Raw genomic sequence first — 18,484 nt, 5'->3', positions numbered from 1 at the left:
AAAACTACTCAAATATGAACAATAGAAAAGCTTACGATTTTTCATTCTATTTGCTTTTACTACTTATTTTTACTGTTAGCTGTGACAAAAAAGAGAGTCCTCAGGAAGAAAGTCATGCTATATTGACCACTGCTCCGGATTCTACGGATAGTGTACAGATGGCAAAAGTTGAGCGCCGTTTTATTGCTATTGACAATGTCTGCGCCTGGCCCAACCTGACTACCCTAAAAGATGGTACCATCATAGCTTCAATATTCAACCAGCCCAGTCATGCGCGTACCATTGGTGAAGTGGAATGCTGGGCGAGTAAAGATGGCGTATTTTGGGAAAAAACTGGTAGTCCGGTGAGCCCGGACCCGATGACAAACCGGATGAACCTGGCTGCTGGCCTGGCAAATAACGGTGATTTGATTGTGATACCATCCGGTTGGTCATTAGAGCCTGCGACCCGCACTGAAGAATATGATCATGACTATAAATTAGTTTCAGTGCTCCGACCCTGGGTAGCTCGTTCTTCGGATGGCGGTAAATCCTGGAAAGTTGATAAAGACACTTTTCCTGCTTCCAGTGGGGAGCAGGAAACTTCAGAATTCATTCCTTTTGGTGATATCCTTCCTGCGGAAGATGGTTCACTCCGTATGCTGGCTTATGCAGGCCAAACGATAAATGAAGAGCGCATCAATATCGTAGTGATGTTCCGTAGTGATGATGATGGTGTAAGCTGGGAGCAGATGTCTGTGATCAGTGATGGGCAGGGTGACACTGCCTTTAGCGGTGGGCATAATGAGACCGCATTATTTCATTTAGGAGATGGAGAGTGGATTGCCGCTGCCCGAAGGTGGAGAGCCGGTGCTGCTACTGATCTTTTTCGCAGTACTGACGATGGCAAAACCTGGACGCTGGAAGGGCCACTGACACAGGAAAAACAACACCCTGCTCACCTGATGCGTCTCGACGACGGTAAATTACTGATCACTTATGGTAACCGTATAGCTGGAAGCTATGGCGTTGCGATAAAGATAAGTGAGGATGAAGGGAAAAGCTGGAGTGATGAAATTCAGATCGTGAACGATCTCGATACCTGGGATTTAGGTTATCCGGCATCAGTGCAGCGACCTGACGGTAAAATAGTTACTGCTTACTATGCGGCAGAGGCTAGCAGCCATCAGCGTTATCATATGGCCACTGCCATTTGGGAGTTACCATGACCAATATTTAAACTACTTTTCCTGATCTTTAATTTTGTGGTAGATTGTGATAACAAACTCCTTTGCTGTACCGGTTATTGTACTGGAATGCGCAAAAGCTGAACAGTCAGGAGTTTGTTTTTTTCACCTCTCCGGTCTGATCTGAAGCCCCCTGGGGGTTAATTGTGATATTTAAAAAAATTCATCCCTAAAAGTATAAAGCAGCTCAGGCTTGATTTAATTAAAATAAATAGTGCTTAAGCATTATTAAGCAGGCCTCTGACTTTTGAGGTAAGTCCATGTCCACCAAGCAAGGTAATATAGAGAGCATATAATTCTGCTAATGCGGCAAGATATTTAACAATAACTTAACATAAAGTTATTTTTTTCAAAAGAAAGTATCATAAACGTAAAGAATAGTAATAGTATAATTTGGTAGAGGGAACTATGTTTGTTTACCATTATGAAAAGCACGTTCTAAATGTTGTCTTGTTCGCCATATGTTTTTGTAGAATCAGCTGTTAATATGCTTTTATAGGCTTGTTACTGTCTGAAAATGAATGGTTTAACGTGTGAAATCTATAAATAAGACGTAAGGTAATTGAATATTCTAACCCACAAAATTTGTAAACTATCTAACACTTAACCAATGAAAAGGAACCTTCTACAAAATTATCAATGGTGGCCAATCATGCAGAGGTACAAGTCTCTCTTAGTGCTTATGTTGATAACCACATTTTCTGCTTACGCCCAGGATAACATAGTTACGGGTACAGTTACCTCCGCTGAAGGAGAAACTTTACCAGGTGTCAATGTTCTTGTCTCAGGCAGTGATCAGGGAACCATCACCAATATCGATGGGGAATACCGGATTCAGGCTGCTCCTGATGCTACTTTAGTTTTTTCATTTGTGGGATATTTGAGTGAAGAAGAAATGATAAATCAGCGAAGTGTGGTAGACGTGGTCCTTATCCCGGATATTCAGCAGCTAGGTGAAGTCGTTGTAATCGGCTACGGAGAGCAATCCCGTGAAACGCTGACCTCATCTGTAAGTAAACTGGATAACAATGTGCTGGAAAATGTTTCATATGCGAATACAGCTTCTGCACTTCAGGGTAACATTCCCGGTTTGAGGGTACAGAGTGTTTCCGGCCAGCCCGGAGCAAGTCCAAGAATAATATTAAGAGGGGGTACATCAATCAATAATCCAGATGGTTCTACTCCTTTATATGTTGTGAATGGAGTGATCAGAGATGATATAGATTATATCAACCCAAATGACATAGAGTCAATTCAGGTACTAAAGGATGCTGCTTCTACTGCTATCTATGGCGCCAGAGCTTCAAATGGTGTCGTAATCGTAGAAACTAAATCCGGAGAAGCAGGTCAGATCAGCGTGGACTACAATTACAGACTTACGCAGTCAGAAGTAGGTAAAACGTATGATTTAGCCAGCCCCAGTGACTTTGTGTATTATATGCGATTAGGAATCGCTGCCAGTGGAGAAAGATCTCCCAGTGTACTTAACTTCTTAACTCAGGCCAATGCGGGGGGGATAGGTAACGACCTTACCAATGATACCCGCTTTACTACCATGTTACTCTCTGCGGAAAATGAATACCTGCTGGATCTGCCGGCCGATCAGTGGGGTGCGGTGTGGGAAACTATACAGGACCCCTTAGATCCTTCTCAGACGCTTATATTTAAGGGAATGGATTTTCAGGAGACCATTTTTAAGCGTGCTTACTCCAACGATCATAGCTTAAATATATCAGGTGGTTCTGAACAGGCGAATTTCAATCTCGGCTTAGGATACCTGGACAATGAAGGAACCACCATCAATACAGATTTTAGGAGACTAACTGTCAACCTGGATGGAGTGATCAATGTTACGGACAGGCTGAGTTTTAATGGAGGGATCGTATACGCGAATATCCAGGATACGCAGGTGCCTAATACCGGAGTCGTATTCAAAAATAATATCAATACTGCTCAAACCTCCAAATATCAATATGAAGATGGGTCACTGGCCCCTGGCAGGCTTTTTACCAATGGAAATCCAGCCTACTACATCAGCAGGTATGACTCCAAGCGAGAGCGTGACAACTACATGATTTTCGCCGGTGCGGAATGGGAACTTTTACCCGGACTCTCATTCAAGCCAAAAATTTCCATGGTAAATGATAACTTCTATAACAGAAACTTTTTAATGGCTTATGAAAATGGCGTGGGTACCTATGTGGAAAACCGTCAGGCTTCTGTCACGCAGACCACTTCACACCAATATCAGGCGGATGCGGTATTCCAATATTATAAAAATTTTGGCTTACACGATGTAGATGCCGTAGGTGGATATTCTTACTATAATTACCTGAACAGATATACTTCAGCATCAGGTAGGTATGCGGCAACTGATCTTATTCCTACCTTGAACGCTTCGGCTACTCCCTGGGCAGTAGGTGGTGAAGAGACAGAGCAACTTCTGTATGGATACTTCGGAAGGATAAACTACAATTATGACCTCAAATATCTGCTCACATTGAGTGCCCGTTATGATGGAGCTTCTAATCTGGGAGAAGACAAATGGGGGTTCTTTCCCGGCATATCTGCTGGCTGGAATATTCACCGTGAGAACTTCTGGAATCAGAATGCTTTTCTGCTAACCACACTTAAATTAAGAGCAAGCTATGGTGTTAATGGTAATATCAGTGGGTTAGGGCCATACGAAGCACAAGGTCAGTATTCTGTGGGAGACAGATATTATGGAGGGGCTGCCATCTACAATTCGAGTCTCGCCAACAGGGACCTGCAGTGGGAGCGCTCTAAAACCTTAAATTTTGGGGTGGATTTTGGCTTGTTTAACGATAGAGTGACCGGTATTGTGGATGTATACAGTAGAATAACTGAAAATCTGTTGACAAATCAGGCCCTCCCCAGTAGTACCGGTTTCTCCAGCATCCTTACCAATCTGGGAAGCCTTGAAAATAAAGGATTGGAGGTCTCTTTAGCGGTACAGGTATTACCTCTGGAATCAGAGTTTCAATGGAACCTCTCCCTGAATGCAGGTTATGTAAATACCGAAATAGTAGAGCTTCCGGAAAACGGACAGGAGAACAACAGGATTGGTGGTATACTGGTATGGGACGAAGATGCTGGTGACTATCTGTACAAAGGAGGATTGCAGGAAGGAGGGCAGATAGGAGACTTGTATGGTTATGTGCAGGAGAGTATTTATGCTACAGATGAAGAAGCCCTGGCCGGACCGGTAGATATGCTTGTGATCGGAGATGATAAAACCAAAGGAGGCGGAGATGTAAACTGGAAAGATATAGACGGAAATGGCATCATTGACGAAACAGATCGAGTTTATATGGGGAATATATATCCCGATTGGACCGGAGGTATACGTAATAACTTTAATTACAAGAATCTGGGGCTGACCATCGCTTTGGATTATACGCTGGGGCACACCATTTATAACGAAACTGCCGCCCGAGTGCTAGGTAATTTTAGTGGACAGAATGCTATTGGTGCGGATATAACCCGCTCCTGGGAGGAGCAAGGAGATGTAACTGATATACCAAGATATTATTGGGCTGATCAGAACCAGAAGCAAAATTTGAGGAGAGGTAACTCTAGGTTTTATCAGTCCGGAGATTTTCTCTGCATCCGTGAAGTTTCGCTGGTGTATAGCCTGCCTCAGGAAATATCCGAAAGACTCAGAATGAGTAATGTGCGCTTTAACCTCACCGCCAATAACTTACACTATTTTACAAACTTCGGCGGTTTGAATCCTGAAGAGGGTGGTACAGATAATGGTAGGTATCCAAACCCCAGAAATATCACTTTCGGTGTGAAAATCTCTCCCTCATTATAATCTTTTAATACGCAAGATCATGAATAAGAAGACGATCATAATCTCAATATATAGCTTATTTCTGTTATTGATTTCGCATGCCTGTACCGATGATTTGTCCTTAACCCCCATAAGTCAAATCAGTAATACCTCATTCTGGCAATCAGAGGAAGAAGCATTTGCGGGCTTAAACGGTATGTATGCCCGAATGAGAACACAGGTGAATAATATTTTTGTGTGGGGAGAAGCAAGGAGTGAAAATTGGGTGCAAAACTTTGGTTTTGACCCATCCGTAAATTTCTACGCTTATACCAATGCGCTCAGCAGTGCTAATCCCGGACCCAATTGGACCTCCCTCTATTCTGTGGTGCATGATGCGAATCTGATTATTAAATATGTACCGGAAATAGCGTTTAGCAGTGAGTCTGAAAAAAATAACATCATTGCACAGGCTTACACTATGCGTGCGTATCTGTACTACATCATGACAAGAACCTGGGGAGATGTTATGCTGGTAACCGAGCCGACAGAAGGTTTTAACCCTGAGGAGATTTATAAAGAACGTGCGGACCAAAGCGTAGTTTTTGACCTGATAAAATCAGATCTTGAAATGGCAATAAGTTTATATTCTGATGATTCTTATGCTGAAGGCCGGATTATGTGGTCAAGACCCGCTGCCAATGCGCTCAAAGCGGATGTTTTTCTGTGGACTGGCAAAAGATTAGGGGGAGGTGATGCTGACTTCAATGAAGCCCTTTCTGCGCTGGAAGAAATTGAAAATAGTGAAGTAGAATTGCTAAGTGACTTCGGAAGTATTTTTGAGATTGACAACAATGGGAATAATGAAATCCTGATGAGTGTCCACTTTGAGGAAGGAGAGTCGTCAGTACGCACCGTATTAGGGGGAGTCACTGCCCTGGCCGCGCCAACATATCCCAATACTGCACAGGAAGTCATTGACAAAATTACACCCTATAGTGGCAAATCTGCCTATTGGCAAGTGTCATCAATAGTTACAGAAGAATTTGATGAAGATGACTTGAGAAAAGAAAGCTCTGTTATAGAAGTATATGAAACCACTGAGGCGGGTACAAGCCTGCTGTATAATATAGATCAGAAATGGCCCGGACAGATTATTGGAAGTACGCGTAATATGTATGACGATTATATTATCTACCGTTATGCCGATGTTATTCTTATGAGGGCCGAAGCTAAAAACGCACTGGGGCAGGACCCTTCAGAAGAGATCAACTTGATACGACAAAGAGCTTATGGAGATGCTTTCTCAGAACATGTATTTGTGAGTGCTTCGCAGGAATTTAATGATGAGGTTATTTTAAAGGAAAGGCTACTGGAGTTTTTAAATGAAGGTAAATACTGGTGGGATCTGCTAAGGTTTGGTAAGGCACAGGAGTTGGTTCCCGGATTGGAAGGAGAAGATGAAAACGCTTTGCTTTATCCCATTGGGTCAGATATTCTAAGCTTAGAACCCCTGATTCAACAAAATCCCGGATATTAATTGCTATGCTTTAAGTTAAGCTCTGATTACAACTGGTTATTTAGCATATGGCCAGTTGTAATTTTCTGTTTACGAATTTTGATTTGAAATTTTATAGATACGGATTGCAGACATTATGAAGATGAAAACCTATTACCTGATACTTTTTTTATTCGTTGGAATTAATAGTGAATTATTCGCCCAGCAGGAAAAACTGGAAGTGGCTGCCTATACTTTTGCGGTACAGCCAAAAGTGGGTACGCCTAGTGGGCATACCAGAACTGCCCATCTCATAGAAGAAGTTTATGGAGATTTAAAAACTACGGTACTCTACTTTAAACAGGGAGAGAACAGGTTTTGTATGATTACCTCTGCCTTAGGAGTGGAATCAGGAGCACTAAGAAAAGCTAGCGTAAAAATACTCTCAAATACCTTAAAGATAGATCCGGGCGCAATATCAGCTTCCAGTTCTCATAACCACACAATTCCTTTTCTTAATGTTAGTGATAAAAAACCTGATGCAGACTCACCGCAAGTACTTTCCTGGGAATTAGGGCTTGATTTTAAAAAGAAACTCCAACAAGCAGCTGACTATGTATCAAAAAACCTGGAGCCTGTTTATGTAGAATGGGGAAAAGCGGAAGAAAACCGGATTACTTATAATCGTAAAGGCTATTATCCTAATGGCAAGACTTATTTTATGCGGGAAGAAGACAGAATCAAACTGGCTGGCGAAGGGTATAGAGGGCTGATTGATCCGGACGCCATCGTGGTGGTTTTTAAAAACGAGAAACATAAAGCAGTAGCGGCACTCACCTCTTTTACCGGACACCCGGTGGCCGCCTATGATCCGGAGAAACTGATTAGTTACGGGCAGTTTCCTCAAACCGCATCTGAAATGCTCTCTGAGCATCTAGGAGGTGTTCCGGTAGGTTTTGTGCAGGGCTGCGCGGGCGACATTAACGAAAAATATATGTTGTCCGGTACCATTGAACAGGCCCGGCAGTTGGGGGAATATTTAGGTGAAACCTTCATCCACGCAAGCAAAACGTTGCGCCCCTCAAAGCGTATTGGGCTGGAGTGGAGCAGGGAAGAGGTGAAAATCCCTTTTGCCGAACTACCCAGCGAAGAGAGCCTGCGGAAAGACCTGGCTACCATAGATGATTTTATCCGGAGAGGAAATGCCGGAGACGAGAATACCTTGCACTGCGTAGGCATGAATTTCCCTAAAGCACTCAGCCCACCCTATCGGGCCAAACTGGTTGAATTGGTCCGGCCCTGGTATGTTTGGGCATTAGAGCACTATGAGCAGGACAAACTGGGCGAACTGCCGGAATACCTGCCGATAGAAATCGTAGTAGCCCGTTTCGGGGATGTAGGGCTTGTGGGGCTTCCGTACGAACCCTTCGTGATGACGGGCCTGAAGATTAAGCAGGCTTCCGTACTACCCTGCGTGATTACCGGAGGCTATACCGACGGCCATTACGGTTACATTCCGGATGCCCGGGGAGCAGATGACAGGGAATACATGTCTGGCTTTTTTCGCTACAAAAAGAACATAGCACCCTACAAAGCCCCTGCCGGAGATATGTGCTCTGAAGTAGCCATAGAGGCATTGTCTGAATTTGCCCGGTAGGAAGTCTATCAGAATCAGACTGAACTATTTGAAACTGCATATAAAAAGAATAGCTATGTCTGTAAAATGAAAGCGACGGAAACAGGCTTTATAAACTAACTTCTGGTCAGGAAAATTACATAAAAATACTACTGTAATGAGAATCAAGATCTTACCCTGGTTGCTTATCTGGGTCCTCTTTTTTGGGGCAGGTGCTTTTGCCCAGACAGCGCAACTAGAGGTATCTGCTGTTACATTTAGCATACATCCAAAAGTTGGCAGCCCCAGTACTTCTTCACGTACAGGACATAAAATAAAATCTGTATACGGTGATCTAAAAAACACCATATTACTTTTGAAAGATGATGATGAGCAGGTATGTCTATTTACAACACCATTGGCTCTTGTTAATGAAAAAGCTTTTGATTATATCTCTGGGAAACTATCAGCTTTATTAAACATTCCTAAAGAAGCTGTGATTATTAATTCTTCTCATGACCATACGGTGCCAACCGTGGACTTCCTTCTCTCTGAAATGCCGGATCAATCAAGTCCAGAATACCTCACTTGGGAACTGGGAAAAGAATTTGAAACTGAAATAGAGAAAGCCACTGAAAAATTATCAAAGGAAAGCACCCCAGTAACTGTGGAGTGGGGGGTAGCTGAGGAAAACAGAATTACCTATAATCGCAAAGGGTATCGTGAAGACGGACGCTCCTATTTTGTAAGGGAAGAGGATCGCTTAAATATAGAGGGAAAAGGCTATCATGGTGTGATTGATCCAGATGCAGCTGTCGTAATATTTAAGGATGTTGATGCCAAACCTATCGCGGCTATATCTTTTTTTACGGGCCATCCGGTAGCCGCCTACAATCCGGAAAAGCTCATCAGTTATGGTCAGTTTCCACAACTGGGATCTGAAATTCTGTCTGAGCATCTGGGAGGAGCACCCGTCGCGTTTGTTCAGGGTTGTGCCGGAAATATCAATTCTAAGCATATGCTTACCGGTACTATTGAACAGGCCCGTGAACTGGGAGAGCAACTGGGAGAATCATTGATCCTGGCTACTACCAGACTGAAACCTTCAAAACGAAGTGGTATTGAACTGAAGCAGATTATTGTCAAAGTCCCATTAAATGAACTACCCAGCGAAGCACAACTCAGAAAAGACCTGGAGCGTATTGATGATTTTATCAAAAGAGGAAATGATGGTGATGAAAATACACTAGAGTGTATTGGCATGAATTTCCCCAAAGCGCTTTCTCCTCCCTATAGAGCCAAACTGGTAGATATGGTAAGGCCCTGGTATGTATGGGCATTGGAACAACACACTACTTTTAATTTAAATAATATTCCAGATGAATTGCCGGTGCCTATGGTAGTAGCACGCTTCGGAGATGTAGGCTTTGTAGGACTGCCTTATGAAGCTTTTGTAGAGACTGGGCTTAAAATCAAAAGGGAGGCAGACCTTCCCTACGTGCTTACCTGTGGTTATACCAATGGTGCATACGGATACATTCCAGATGCTAAGGGGGCGGATGATATGGAATATATGTCTGGAAATTACCGCTACCGTCCGGGCCTGTTTAAAGAGTGGATGAGCAGGAAAGATTCAGTTCCTGCTGACCTTTATAATGCTCACAGATACTGCCCTCCATACAAAGCGCCTGCAGGAGATGCCTTTGCTATAGATGCTATAGATATACTTTCTGGAATGGCACGTTAGGCTATATTGAATTGATATACAAAATAGCATATTTAAGATATTCACAACCACCAAACTAATTACTTACAACAATAATGATTAAACTAATTTTGAGTTTAGTGATAGCGGCTACAATGAGCACCTATGCGAATGCACAAGCACCTATAGTATTACAAAACCAAAGAGAGCTTTTTGTCGATAACTATATAATTTCAGAATTAAACAATGTAGAGCAAAGACTTCATAAACCACATCCTACTGGGGAAGGGCTGCATTTTGATAAACCCTGGGAGGGTGTAACGCCAGCCTATATTACCATCATTGATAATGGCACTTTTTTTCAAATGTACTATCGTGGCAGCGCTCACATCAATCATAAAGGTACTGACCTAACCTGCTATGCGGAAAGCCATGATGGCATACATTGGACCAAGCCTAATCTGGGCATATACGAGATTTATGGCAGTAAGAAAAACAACGTCATCATGGTAAATGACGAAAGCGAAGTAGCCCACAATTTTACAGTTTATTTTGACGACAGGGAAGGAGTGCCTCAGGAAGAGAGATATAAAGGGGTAGGTGGCGCCAACCGGGATAATAGTACGCATATTGGCTTAAAGCGATATGTTTCTCCTGATGGTATCCATTGGTCTCGCTACACTGCAGATACAGCAGATTTGTTTCCCGATCATGCTTTGGACTCGCAAAATGCGCTGAGCTGGGATGAGCAGGAGCAAAACTATGTGATCTATTTTAGGAGCTGGACAGGGGCAAAGCCTGGTGTTCCCTATCCCGAAGGTGGTATCAGAACCATCGCCAGATCTACCTCCAAAGATTTTAAAAGCTGGTCTGAGCCTGAATTTATGGGCTTTGGCGATACGGAAATTGAGCATTTGTACACCAATGCTACGCATAAATATTTCCGTGCTCCTCAAATATTAATCTCAATGCCCTTTCGCTTTTTTCCTGATAAAAAAGTCCTTTCTGACAATCAGCTAATTCTTAACGGAACCCTTACTTCTCAATGGCAAGGGATTTCAGATGGAGTATTTATGACATCTCGTGGAGGCAATCAATATGACCGTACATTTTTAGAGTCATTCATTCGTCCGGGTAGAGATCTGCAAAACTGGAGTGCTCGCTGCAACATACCAGCTATGGGAGTGATACCTACTGCAGTGGATGAAATGTCTATTTATGTGACTCGGGCTTATGCTACTCAGGATACATGGCTGGAAAGACTGAGCTTGCGTACAGATGGTTTTGCCTCCATCAGTGCGGGTTATGAAGCCGGCAGCCTGATTACCAAACCTTTACAATTGGATGGGACCAACCTCTATCTGAATTATTCAAGTTCAAGCGCTGGCTACATTAAACTGATCGTACTGGATGCTAAAGGAAAAGAAATAGAAGGCTTTGGGGAAAAGGACGCGCCTACAATCGTAGGTGATTTCATCAATCATAGGGTACAGTGGAGTAACGGTAAGAGTCTGTCAGATTTAAAGGGCAAGACTGTTCGGTTAAAATTTGTAATGAAGGACGCGGATTTATATTCATTTGGAGTCTTTGAAGATGGAGATTACAAAAAAATTAAAAAGAACTCCTTAAGATAGATAAGACCTTTTAAGGCTGAAGTTTCATAATATACCTCACATGATTAGCTTGCTTACCAATACATAAAATATATGAGCCAAAAACCACCTACTCAAAATGCCGAGCTGGGCCCTGATTGTGAAATCGCTCCCAATGTACAACTAGGGTATCAGTACAAAGGCTGGAAAAAGCCCGCTAAAATTGGTGAACTAAGCAGGGTACATTCCGGTACTGTGATTTACGCTGATACGCAAATTGGTTCCAGGTTTACCTGTGGACATAATGTAGTCATCCGGGCAGCTTGTGATATTGGAGACAGGGTAGTGATATTGCATGGAACCACCCTGGAAGGTAAAATTACGATTGGCAAAGGCGTGAAAATTATGGCTCATGTTTATATTCCAAGTGGTACTGTGATTGGCAGTATGACCTTTATCGGACCTGGTGTCAACTTTTTGAACGCCATGCTCCCCATGCGTGCTCCCGGGGTATCAGGTCCCCAAATAGGCAGGCAGGTCGTAATAGGAGGGGGAGTTACCATTGGTCCGGGTGTAAAGGTTGGAGACAATGTTTTTATTGGTGCGGGTGCTACTGTTTTGAAAGATATACCCCCCAACTCCCTGGCATACGGCACACCGGCCAGCTACAAGCCACTACCTGAAAAATTTGGAAAAAGGAATGATCCCGCTCAGATATTTGCCGGACTAGATTTATGGCATCCACAAGAAGATGATGGTAGCTGGAAAGAGGAAGACTTTCCCGGTAAAGAAGAATGGCTTAAAGACCAAAATTTATAAGCCTTAAACACTCACTTCATTTTTACTTAAAGATGGGAAACTCTTTGATTCGTTGTCTTCTGCTACCCATTATGCTGTTTGACCTGGCCTGTCAGCCCGATCATAAAGATTATGAGCAAAGGGAGATGCCGCCTAATATGCTGCTCATCGTATCAGAAGATCATGGTCCTCATCTCTCATGCTATGGAGATACCATTATTAGTACGCCTCATCTGGATCAGATAGCGCAAGAGGGGGTGTTATTTGAGAATGCTTATGTCGCACAGTCGGTTTGCAGCCCTTCTCGCAGTAGTATCCTGACCGGCTTATATCCTCATCAGAACGGACAACTGGGTCTGGCAACCCAGGGTTATCATATGCTTAGTGATGTTGAAAATATATATAGCTTATTAAAGGAAGTCGGATACCAGACAGGAATGATCGGTAAGCTTCATGTTAATCCCGAAAGCAGCTTTCCAATAGATTATCACCCTATTACAGCCTCAAATTTCTCCAAGAAAGAGTTGGGGCGCTATGCCGCCTATGCTGATACTATGATGCGGACTTCGGAGAAACCTTTTTTCCTGATGGTCAATTTGCCGGAAGCGCATTATCCCTGGCAAAATTCTGTAGATGGATATCCAGAAGATCCCATATTGCCTGAGGATGTTACGCCCTTTGCCTATATAGGGTTTGATAATGAAAGAATACGTAATGTCACGGCCAGCTATTATAATTGTTTACTGAGGCTGGACAAGTGCATAGGTGAATTGATGGAAGCACTGGAGCATTCTGGCAAAGAAGAAAATACACTGGTGATTTATTTGTCAGATCATGGCGATGAAATGGCCAGAGGAAAATTTGATGTGTACGAAGCTTCTACCAAAGTGCCGTTCCTGGTGAAGTGGCCCGGAAAAATAAAGCCGGGCAGGTCGAGTGGTGCATTGATTTCTTCTGTGGATATAGTACCTACCATACTTGATGTAGTTGGCTTAACTATACCGGAAAAGGTAAGTGGAAAAAGCCTGATCCCACTCTTTGAAGACACTGAAACAGACTTCAGAGAATACCTTTTCACTGAATATAATTGTGACCCTATTCTCTATTTCCCACGCAGAGCGGTGCGTGACCATCAGTACAAATTGATCTATAGCCTACTGCAGGATAGAAAAAATGAAAGCGCATTGGCTTATACTGAAAACCGTTCTGAAGCCCTGGATGGCTCTCCTACACGGGAAGAAATAGAAAGCGCGCCAGACTCCATACAGGAAGTTTACAGCCGCTGGATAAACTCACCGGAAATACAGTTGTTTGACTTGATCAATGACCCCTGGGAATTTCGTGACCTTGCTGACGATACAGCTTATGTAGAAGTTAAAGAGAGGCTTTTGCAAGCGCTGAAGCAATGGCAAGAGGCTACAGATGACCCTCTGAGAGATAATCTAAAGCTGGAACAGCTAAGTCAGGAGCATGATACTGTTTATTCCTATGGATTCAAGGATGACTGGGAGTACCCTCGCTATCTTTACCATTCCCAATGATATTTATATATTGGATGTCTGATTTAGAATGATTATCATCCATCTAATAACAACCTAATTCCACCCAATGAATGAGCGTCGTGAATTCATAAAAACTTCATTAATTACTGGCATTTCAATAAGTGTACTGCCATCTTTGAAAGTTAAGAGATTAATTTCTGATGAACAGGATGGGGCTGAACACCGCTTGTCTTTAGAGGTCCCCACCCGCTTGTTTGATGGAGAGAAATGCTGGGCACATCCCAGGGCAGGGATTATTCCACTTACAGAGAAAAAAAGTAATCCACGGGTGGTCATGACCATGAATACGCTAGACCTCAGCGGTAGTGATGTCTTTAAAGGTATGTTTGGGATGCATACTGATGATCTGGGTAAATTCTGGACGCCCCCCCAACATTTGGTAAGCCTGGCCCCTCGCTATGAAAATATTGATGGAGTACAGCATCCGGTCGCTGCCAGCGATTTCTGGCCGGGATATCATGCTACTACCAAAACACTATTAGGTACGGGGCACACCATTGTCTACACCCCTGAGTGGGAGATCAGAAACCCTCGCCCCAGGCATACCGCCTATGCTATTTATGAGCCTGACAATAATCAGTGGTCAGCTTGGAAGAAGCTTATAATGCCCGATGATGAAAAGTTTATGAGCGCAGGTGCAGGTTGTGTTCAGCGCTACGATGAGGCAGATGGCAATATACTGCTTCCAATCTACTTTAAGCCTAAGCAGTCAAATTCCAGGGTAACAGTAGTCCGATGTAGTTTTGATGGAAAGGAACTCCGGCATCTGGAACACGGCAATGAACTCAGTATTCAGGATGAGAGCCGTGGCTTGCATGAACCTTCTATCACACGCTTCAATGGTGTGTATTACCTCACCATCCGCAATGACAATCGTGGGTACGTAAGCATAAGTGAGGATGGCCTGCATTATGAACCGATTCAGGAGTGGAAATTTGATGATGGCTCAGGATTGGGCAATTACAATACGCAGCAGCACTGGGTATCGCATAGTGATGGACTTTTTCTGCTTTATACCCGCAAAGGTGCCAATAACGATCATGTCTTTCGACATAGAGCCCCCTTATTTATGGCGCAGGTAGATCCTGAAAAATTGTGTGTCATTCGTAACACAGAGCAGGTACTGGTACCTGAAAGAGGAGCACGCCTGGGTAATTTTGGCGTGACAGATGTCAGCCCCGATGAAACATGGGTCACGGTAGCTGAATGGATGCAACCTCAGGGAGTAGAAAAGTACGGTAGTGATGGTAGTGTATACGTAGCCCGAATTCACTGGAAGAACCCAAATCTGAATTTTAAAACAGGCTGATTACAAATTTCAAATCTAGCAGGAGGTCCACCCTCCATCCACGATCAGGTTATGTCCGCTTACATAGGATGATAAATCGGAGAGTAAATACGCCACGGACCCGGACATTTCGTGAGCCTGTCCTATGCGGCCTAAAGGGGATTGTTGCGCCAGCTTTGCGGTAAATAAAGGGTTGTTTTTTTGTACTGTAGGATTGGGAAAGGGGCCCGGTGAAATGCAGTTGCACCTAACGTTCATGTTGCCCCAGTGTACTGCCAGGTAGCGCGTCATTTGAATAACCCCTGCTTTTCCTATTCCATACTCTATGGGGTTTTTTACCATGGGGGCTTCATAAATGTCAGGCTTAGGAGAAACAATGCCATACATACTGGAAAAGAGGACGATACTTCCTCTTTTTTCTATGGCCATAGCGCTACCCACTTGTCTGGCAATCAATAAGGTAGCAGTCAAGCCACCGTGATTTGAATCATCAACGTCCTTTTCAGTGAGTTCTTCCAATTTTTTAGAAGTGGAAGTGAAAGTGAGATTGACCAGGCCAAAAGGTGTTCCCCTCTGCTCAAGTTGTTTGTCAATAAAGTCTTTGCATGCGCTGATGTTACGTACATCCAGACTGGCAGTACTTACTTTGCCCTCCAATGATGCTTGTTGTACAAAATTCAAAGCTCGATCTTCAAGATCAATACATAAGACCTTAGCTTCCATATCATGTAGAAAGCTTACAATGGACTGACCCAGATAACCGGCTCCTCCAAATACCCAGATGTCTTTATTCTTTAATCCGAAGAAATCTTTCATAAAGTGGTAAATGAATATCTTGATCTTAGCTATTAAAGCTGGAAACAGCCGTATCTTCTTACGATGATATCCTAGATGATGTCAGAATGCTCTTCTATTTCCTGAAGCTGAGCTTGCTTTCTTGCTTTTTGCCGATTTCGCATTGTGTCTTGATTTCCTAGTATTTTAAAATCCATATAACTAAAAAATACACCACCCAGGATACCTACTATTAATGCGGTTGGTGTAATAAACAGTACTTCAATACCCAAAAAACCATAAAATGCTACGGCAATCGCCGCTGCCAGGCTTAATATCCCTCCGGCCAGTGTTCCTCTTGAGGTAGCGAATGGAATAAAGAGAGCCATGAAGAACAATACAAATAGCGGAGTTACGAACAGGTTAACTACCTTTACGATGATGTCATAAAGGTTGCCTTCCACTTTACTTACCAGTATGCTTAGCAGCAAAGTGAATATACCCACTCCCAGAGAAATATATTTTACCCTTTTCAATGCTTTTTCAATGGTATTCGGATTCCTGCTGAAGCGTTTGATGAGATCTTCCGAAATTACGGATGAAGAGGAGTTGAGTCCTGATGATAGGCTGGACATGGCGGCAGCGAATATTCCTGCTGTAATCAGTCCTGAAAGTCCAACCGGCAGTCCTACCAATATGAAGCGTGGAAAAAGCAAATCGGCCTGCGTGTTGATATCATTTCCATTGGGCAGATAATGAGGGTTTTTCATAAAAAAGGCGATCATAGCGATGCCTACCATACCCAGTAAGAGCTGGGCAGCCATATTGGTAAGCAATGAAATGCCAAATGTTTTGCGGGCTGAACGAATGTCTTTGGTAGCCAGGTAGCGTTGGATCGCCATCTGGTCAGAGCCGGCAGAGCAGACCTGCCAGATAAACACCATAATCAGGGCATTGCCGAAGGTAAGTCTTTCCTGCGCATCTATTCCCCATTTGAATGCTCCCCACTGCGGTAACCACTGCGTAGGTATCCAGGAAGTAAAGGAGCCAAAGTGAATACTTACCGCAATAATCGCGATGATAGCTCCTCCTAACAGTACGATAGACTGAATCACGTCTGTAGCTACCACCGCCTTTAGCCCACCCATGGAAGTGTAAATGATGGTAATGATCATGAGCAAAGCACTGACAAGTAGCGTATAGCCCGGGTCCAGGTCAAACAAGGTGAGGATAGCTGTGTTTACTGTCACATAAATGATAGTAGCCATCCATAGAAACCTTAGGGAAAGGAAGAAAAAGGTCGCCAGTAAACGTACATTGACGCCTAATCGGATTTCTAATATTTCGTAAGCACTGGTCACATTCAGGTTCATGAATTTCGGGATCATAAACCAGCCTACCAGGTAATAAATCAGTGGAAAGGTAACCAGACCCGTAAAAATGACAGGGCCATATTTGATTGCTTCTCCGGGATAGGATAGATAGCTTAAAGAACTTAGCAAGGTAGCAAAAAGTGATAAGCCTACAGCTACCGGGTTCATATTCCCCCCACCTAACAAAAAATCTTTTTCACTTTTGTTTTTCATAGAGAAAACAAAACCGATAGCCAGCATCCCTAACAGATATAGGGCGATCACAGTCCAGTCCAGTGCAGCCAGGCTATAATCCTGACGAGCATCAATGCTAAGAATGGCATAAGCAGCGGCGGAACGTAAATCGGCACTACTTTCACTTTTCATATCCAGTATCTCTGACAGCATGGGCAGTTCATCTGCTGTACCCACTTTGGCCAGCATGTTTACTACAGTGCTGAGCTCGGCTGCCGTATGGCTTCCTTTTGGCTGAAGGACCTGTTTTTTGGTCAGCAGGTATGATTCTGATTCAGTAGAATCCTGAGGCGCAGTCATCAATGTTGCGCACAGTAAGTTAACTTTAGCGGGACTGTCTTCGGGTTCAGACAAGGCTGTTTCTGATAAGTATTTCCATTCCTCATCTGATAACATAGCCATTCGGCTTATGGCATAAGCAGTGATGTTTCTGACCTGCGAATCCTGGTTTTGAATACCTTGTATGAACACATTTTTCTTTGATTGTATTGAATCAGTGGATGCATACAAGTCAGCCCATCGGCTATATGTTGATAAGCTGATATTATCACTATTCAAAGCGTCTCGCAGTGCAAACTTTGAGGCAGGGGAGGTACGAAGTTTCGCTAATGTCTCAGCCGCGTGGGTACGGTCCTCTGCCTGAAGGTTAGTGAATACCTCTTGTATTTTGTTTGACCAAAACTTTCTGTCCTCAGGGTTTTGCGCCGCCTGCGCCAAAACGCGCCAAATTCCAATGCGATAAGGGGGCTGATGTTCAAACGCGCTTCGCTCTTTCTCAAAAGTTTTTTGTACTCCCTTGGGGTAACCTAACCATAAGAGATATTCCGCGGCATGCACTTTTTCCCATTGAGACAGATTAGCCAAATTATTTCTGAGCTGTTCAACTGCCCGGGCTCTTTCTGCCTCAGATAATATGCTTTTGTTTTCTGTAGCTGGCTGACAGCCAAGTATAGATGTTAAACTTATTAGAAGAATAAAGTAGTGATATAGCGAGCTTTTCATCAATTTATAGCGGGTTTGCTA

The 18,484-nt window shown here is 43.4% G+C and carries 11 protein-coding genes; 9 read left to right on the top strand and 2 right to left on the bottom strand.

Annotated features, from left to right (window positions below):
- Positions 1–14: 14 nt before the first annotated feature.
- The 9 genes from OKW21_RS20265 to OKW21_RS20225 all read left to right on the top strand — a co-directional run bounded on the left by OKW21_RS20265 (position 15) and on the right by OKW21_RS20225 (position 15,101).
- Positions 15–1,208: a sialidase family protein gene (locus tag OKW21_RS20265; RefSeq protein ID WP_277482691.1), complete on the top strand. Its 1,194-nt coding sequence runs from the start codon at positions 15–17 to the stop codon at positions 1,206–1,208.
- A 628-nt stretch (positions 1,209–1,836) separates the two neighbouring features.
- Positions 1,837–5,064, top strand: coding sequence for a SusC/RagA family TonB-linked outer membrane protein (locus tag OKW21_RS20260; RefSeq protein WP_277482688.1), 3,228 nt, complete (start codon positions 1,837–1,839; stop codon positions 5,062–5,064).
- Between the two features lie 19 nt (positions 5,065–5,083).
- Positions 5,084–6,562, top strand: coding sequence for a RagB/SusD family nutrient uptake outer membrane protein (locus tag OKW21_RS20255; RefSeq protein ID WP_277482685.1), 1,479 nt, complete (start codon positions 5,084–5,086; stop codon positions 6,560–6,562).
- A gap of 121 nt (positions 6,563–6,683) precedes the next feature.
- On the top strand, positions 6,684–8,177 hold the full coding sequence (locus tag OKW21_RS20250; protein WP_277482683.1) for a hypothetical protein: 1,494 nt from the start codon (positions 6,684–6,686) through the stop codon (positions 8,175–8,177).
- Between the two features lie 136 nt (positions 8,178–8,313).
- Positions 8,314–9,882 (top strand): hypothetical protein, encoded by a 1,569-nt coding sequence (locus OKW21_RS20245; RefSeq protein ID WP_277482680.1) that lies wholly within the window; start codon positions 8,314–8,316, stop codon positions 9,880–9,882.
- Between the two features lie 74 nt (positions 9,883–9,956).
- Positions 9,957–11,474, top strand: coding sequence for a glycoside hydrolase family protein (locus OKW21_RS20240; RefSeq protein ID WP_277482678.1), 1,518 nt, complete (start codon positions 9,957–9,959; stop codon positions 11,472–11,474).
- A 72-nt stretch (positions 11,475–11,546) separates the two neighbouring features.
- On the top strand, positions 11,547–12,251 hold the full coding sequence (locus tag OKW21_RS20235; protein ID WP_277482675.1) for an acyltransferase: 705 nt from the start codon (positions 11,547–11,549) through the stop codon (positions 12,249–12,251).
- A gap of 32 nt (positions 12,252–12,283) precedes the next feature.
- Positions 12,284–13,771, top strand: coding sequence for a sulfatase family protein (locus OKW21_RS20230; RefSeq protein WP_277482673.1), 1,488 nt, complete (start codon positions 12,284–12,286; stop codon positions 13,769–13,771).
- 136 nt (positions 13,772–13,907) lie between these two features.
- Complete coding sequence (locus OKW21_RS20225) at positions 13,908–15,101, top strand: sialidase family protein (protein ID WP_277482670.1); 1,194 nt, start codon at positions 13,908–13,910, stop codon at positions 15,099–15,101.
- A gap of 15 nt (positions 15,102–15,116) precedes the next feature.
- Here the strand turns inward: OKW21_RS20225 and OKW21_RS20220 are convergent, their stop codons facing one another.
- Complete coding sequence (locus OKW21_RS20220) at positions 15,117–15,896, bottom strand: SDR family oxidoreductase (RefSeq protein ID WP_277482668.1); 780 nt, start codon at positions 15,894–15,896, stop codon at positions 15,117–15,119.
- A gap of 71 nt (positions 15,897–15,967) precedes the next feature.
- Positions 15,968–18,463, bottom strand: coding sequence for a sodium:solute symporter family transporter (locus OKW21_RS20215; protein ID WP_277482665.1), 2,496 nt, complete (start codon positions 18,461–18,463; stop codon positions 15,968–15,970).
- Positions 18,464–18,484: the final 21 nt, after the last annotated feature.

It is taken from the genome of Catalinimonas alkaloidigena (genome assembly GCF_029504655.1).
In the GTDB taxonomy this organism is placed as follows: Bacteria; Bacteroidota; Bacteroidia; order Cytophagales; family Cyclobacteriaceae; genus Catalinimonas; species Catalinimonas alkaloidigena.
This window is presented reverse-complemented; position numbering and strand designations above follow the sequence as displayed.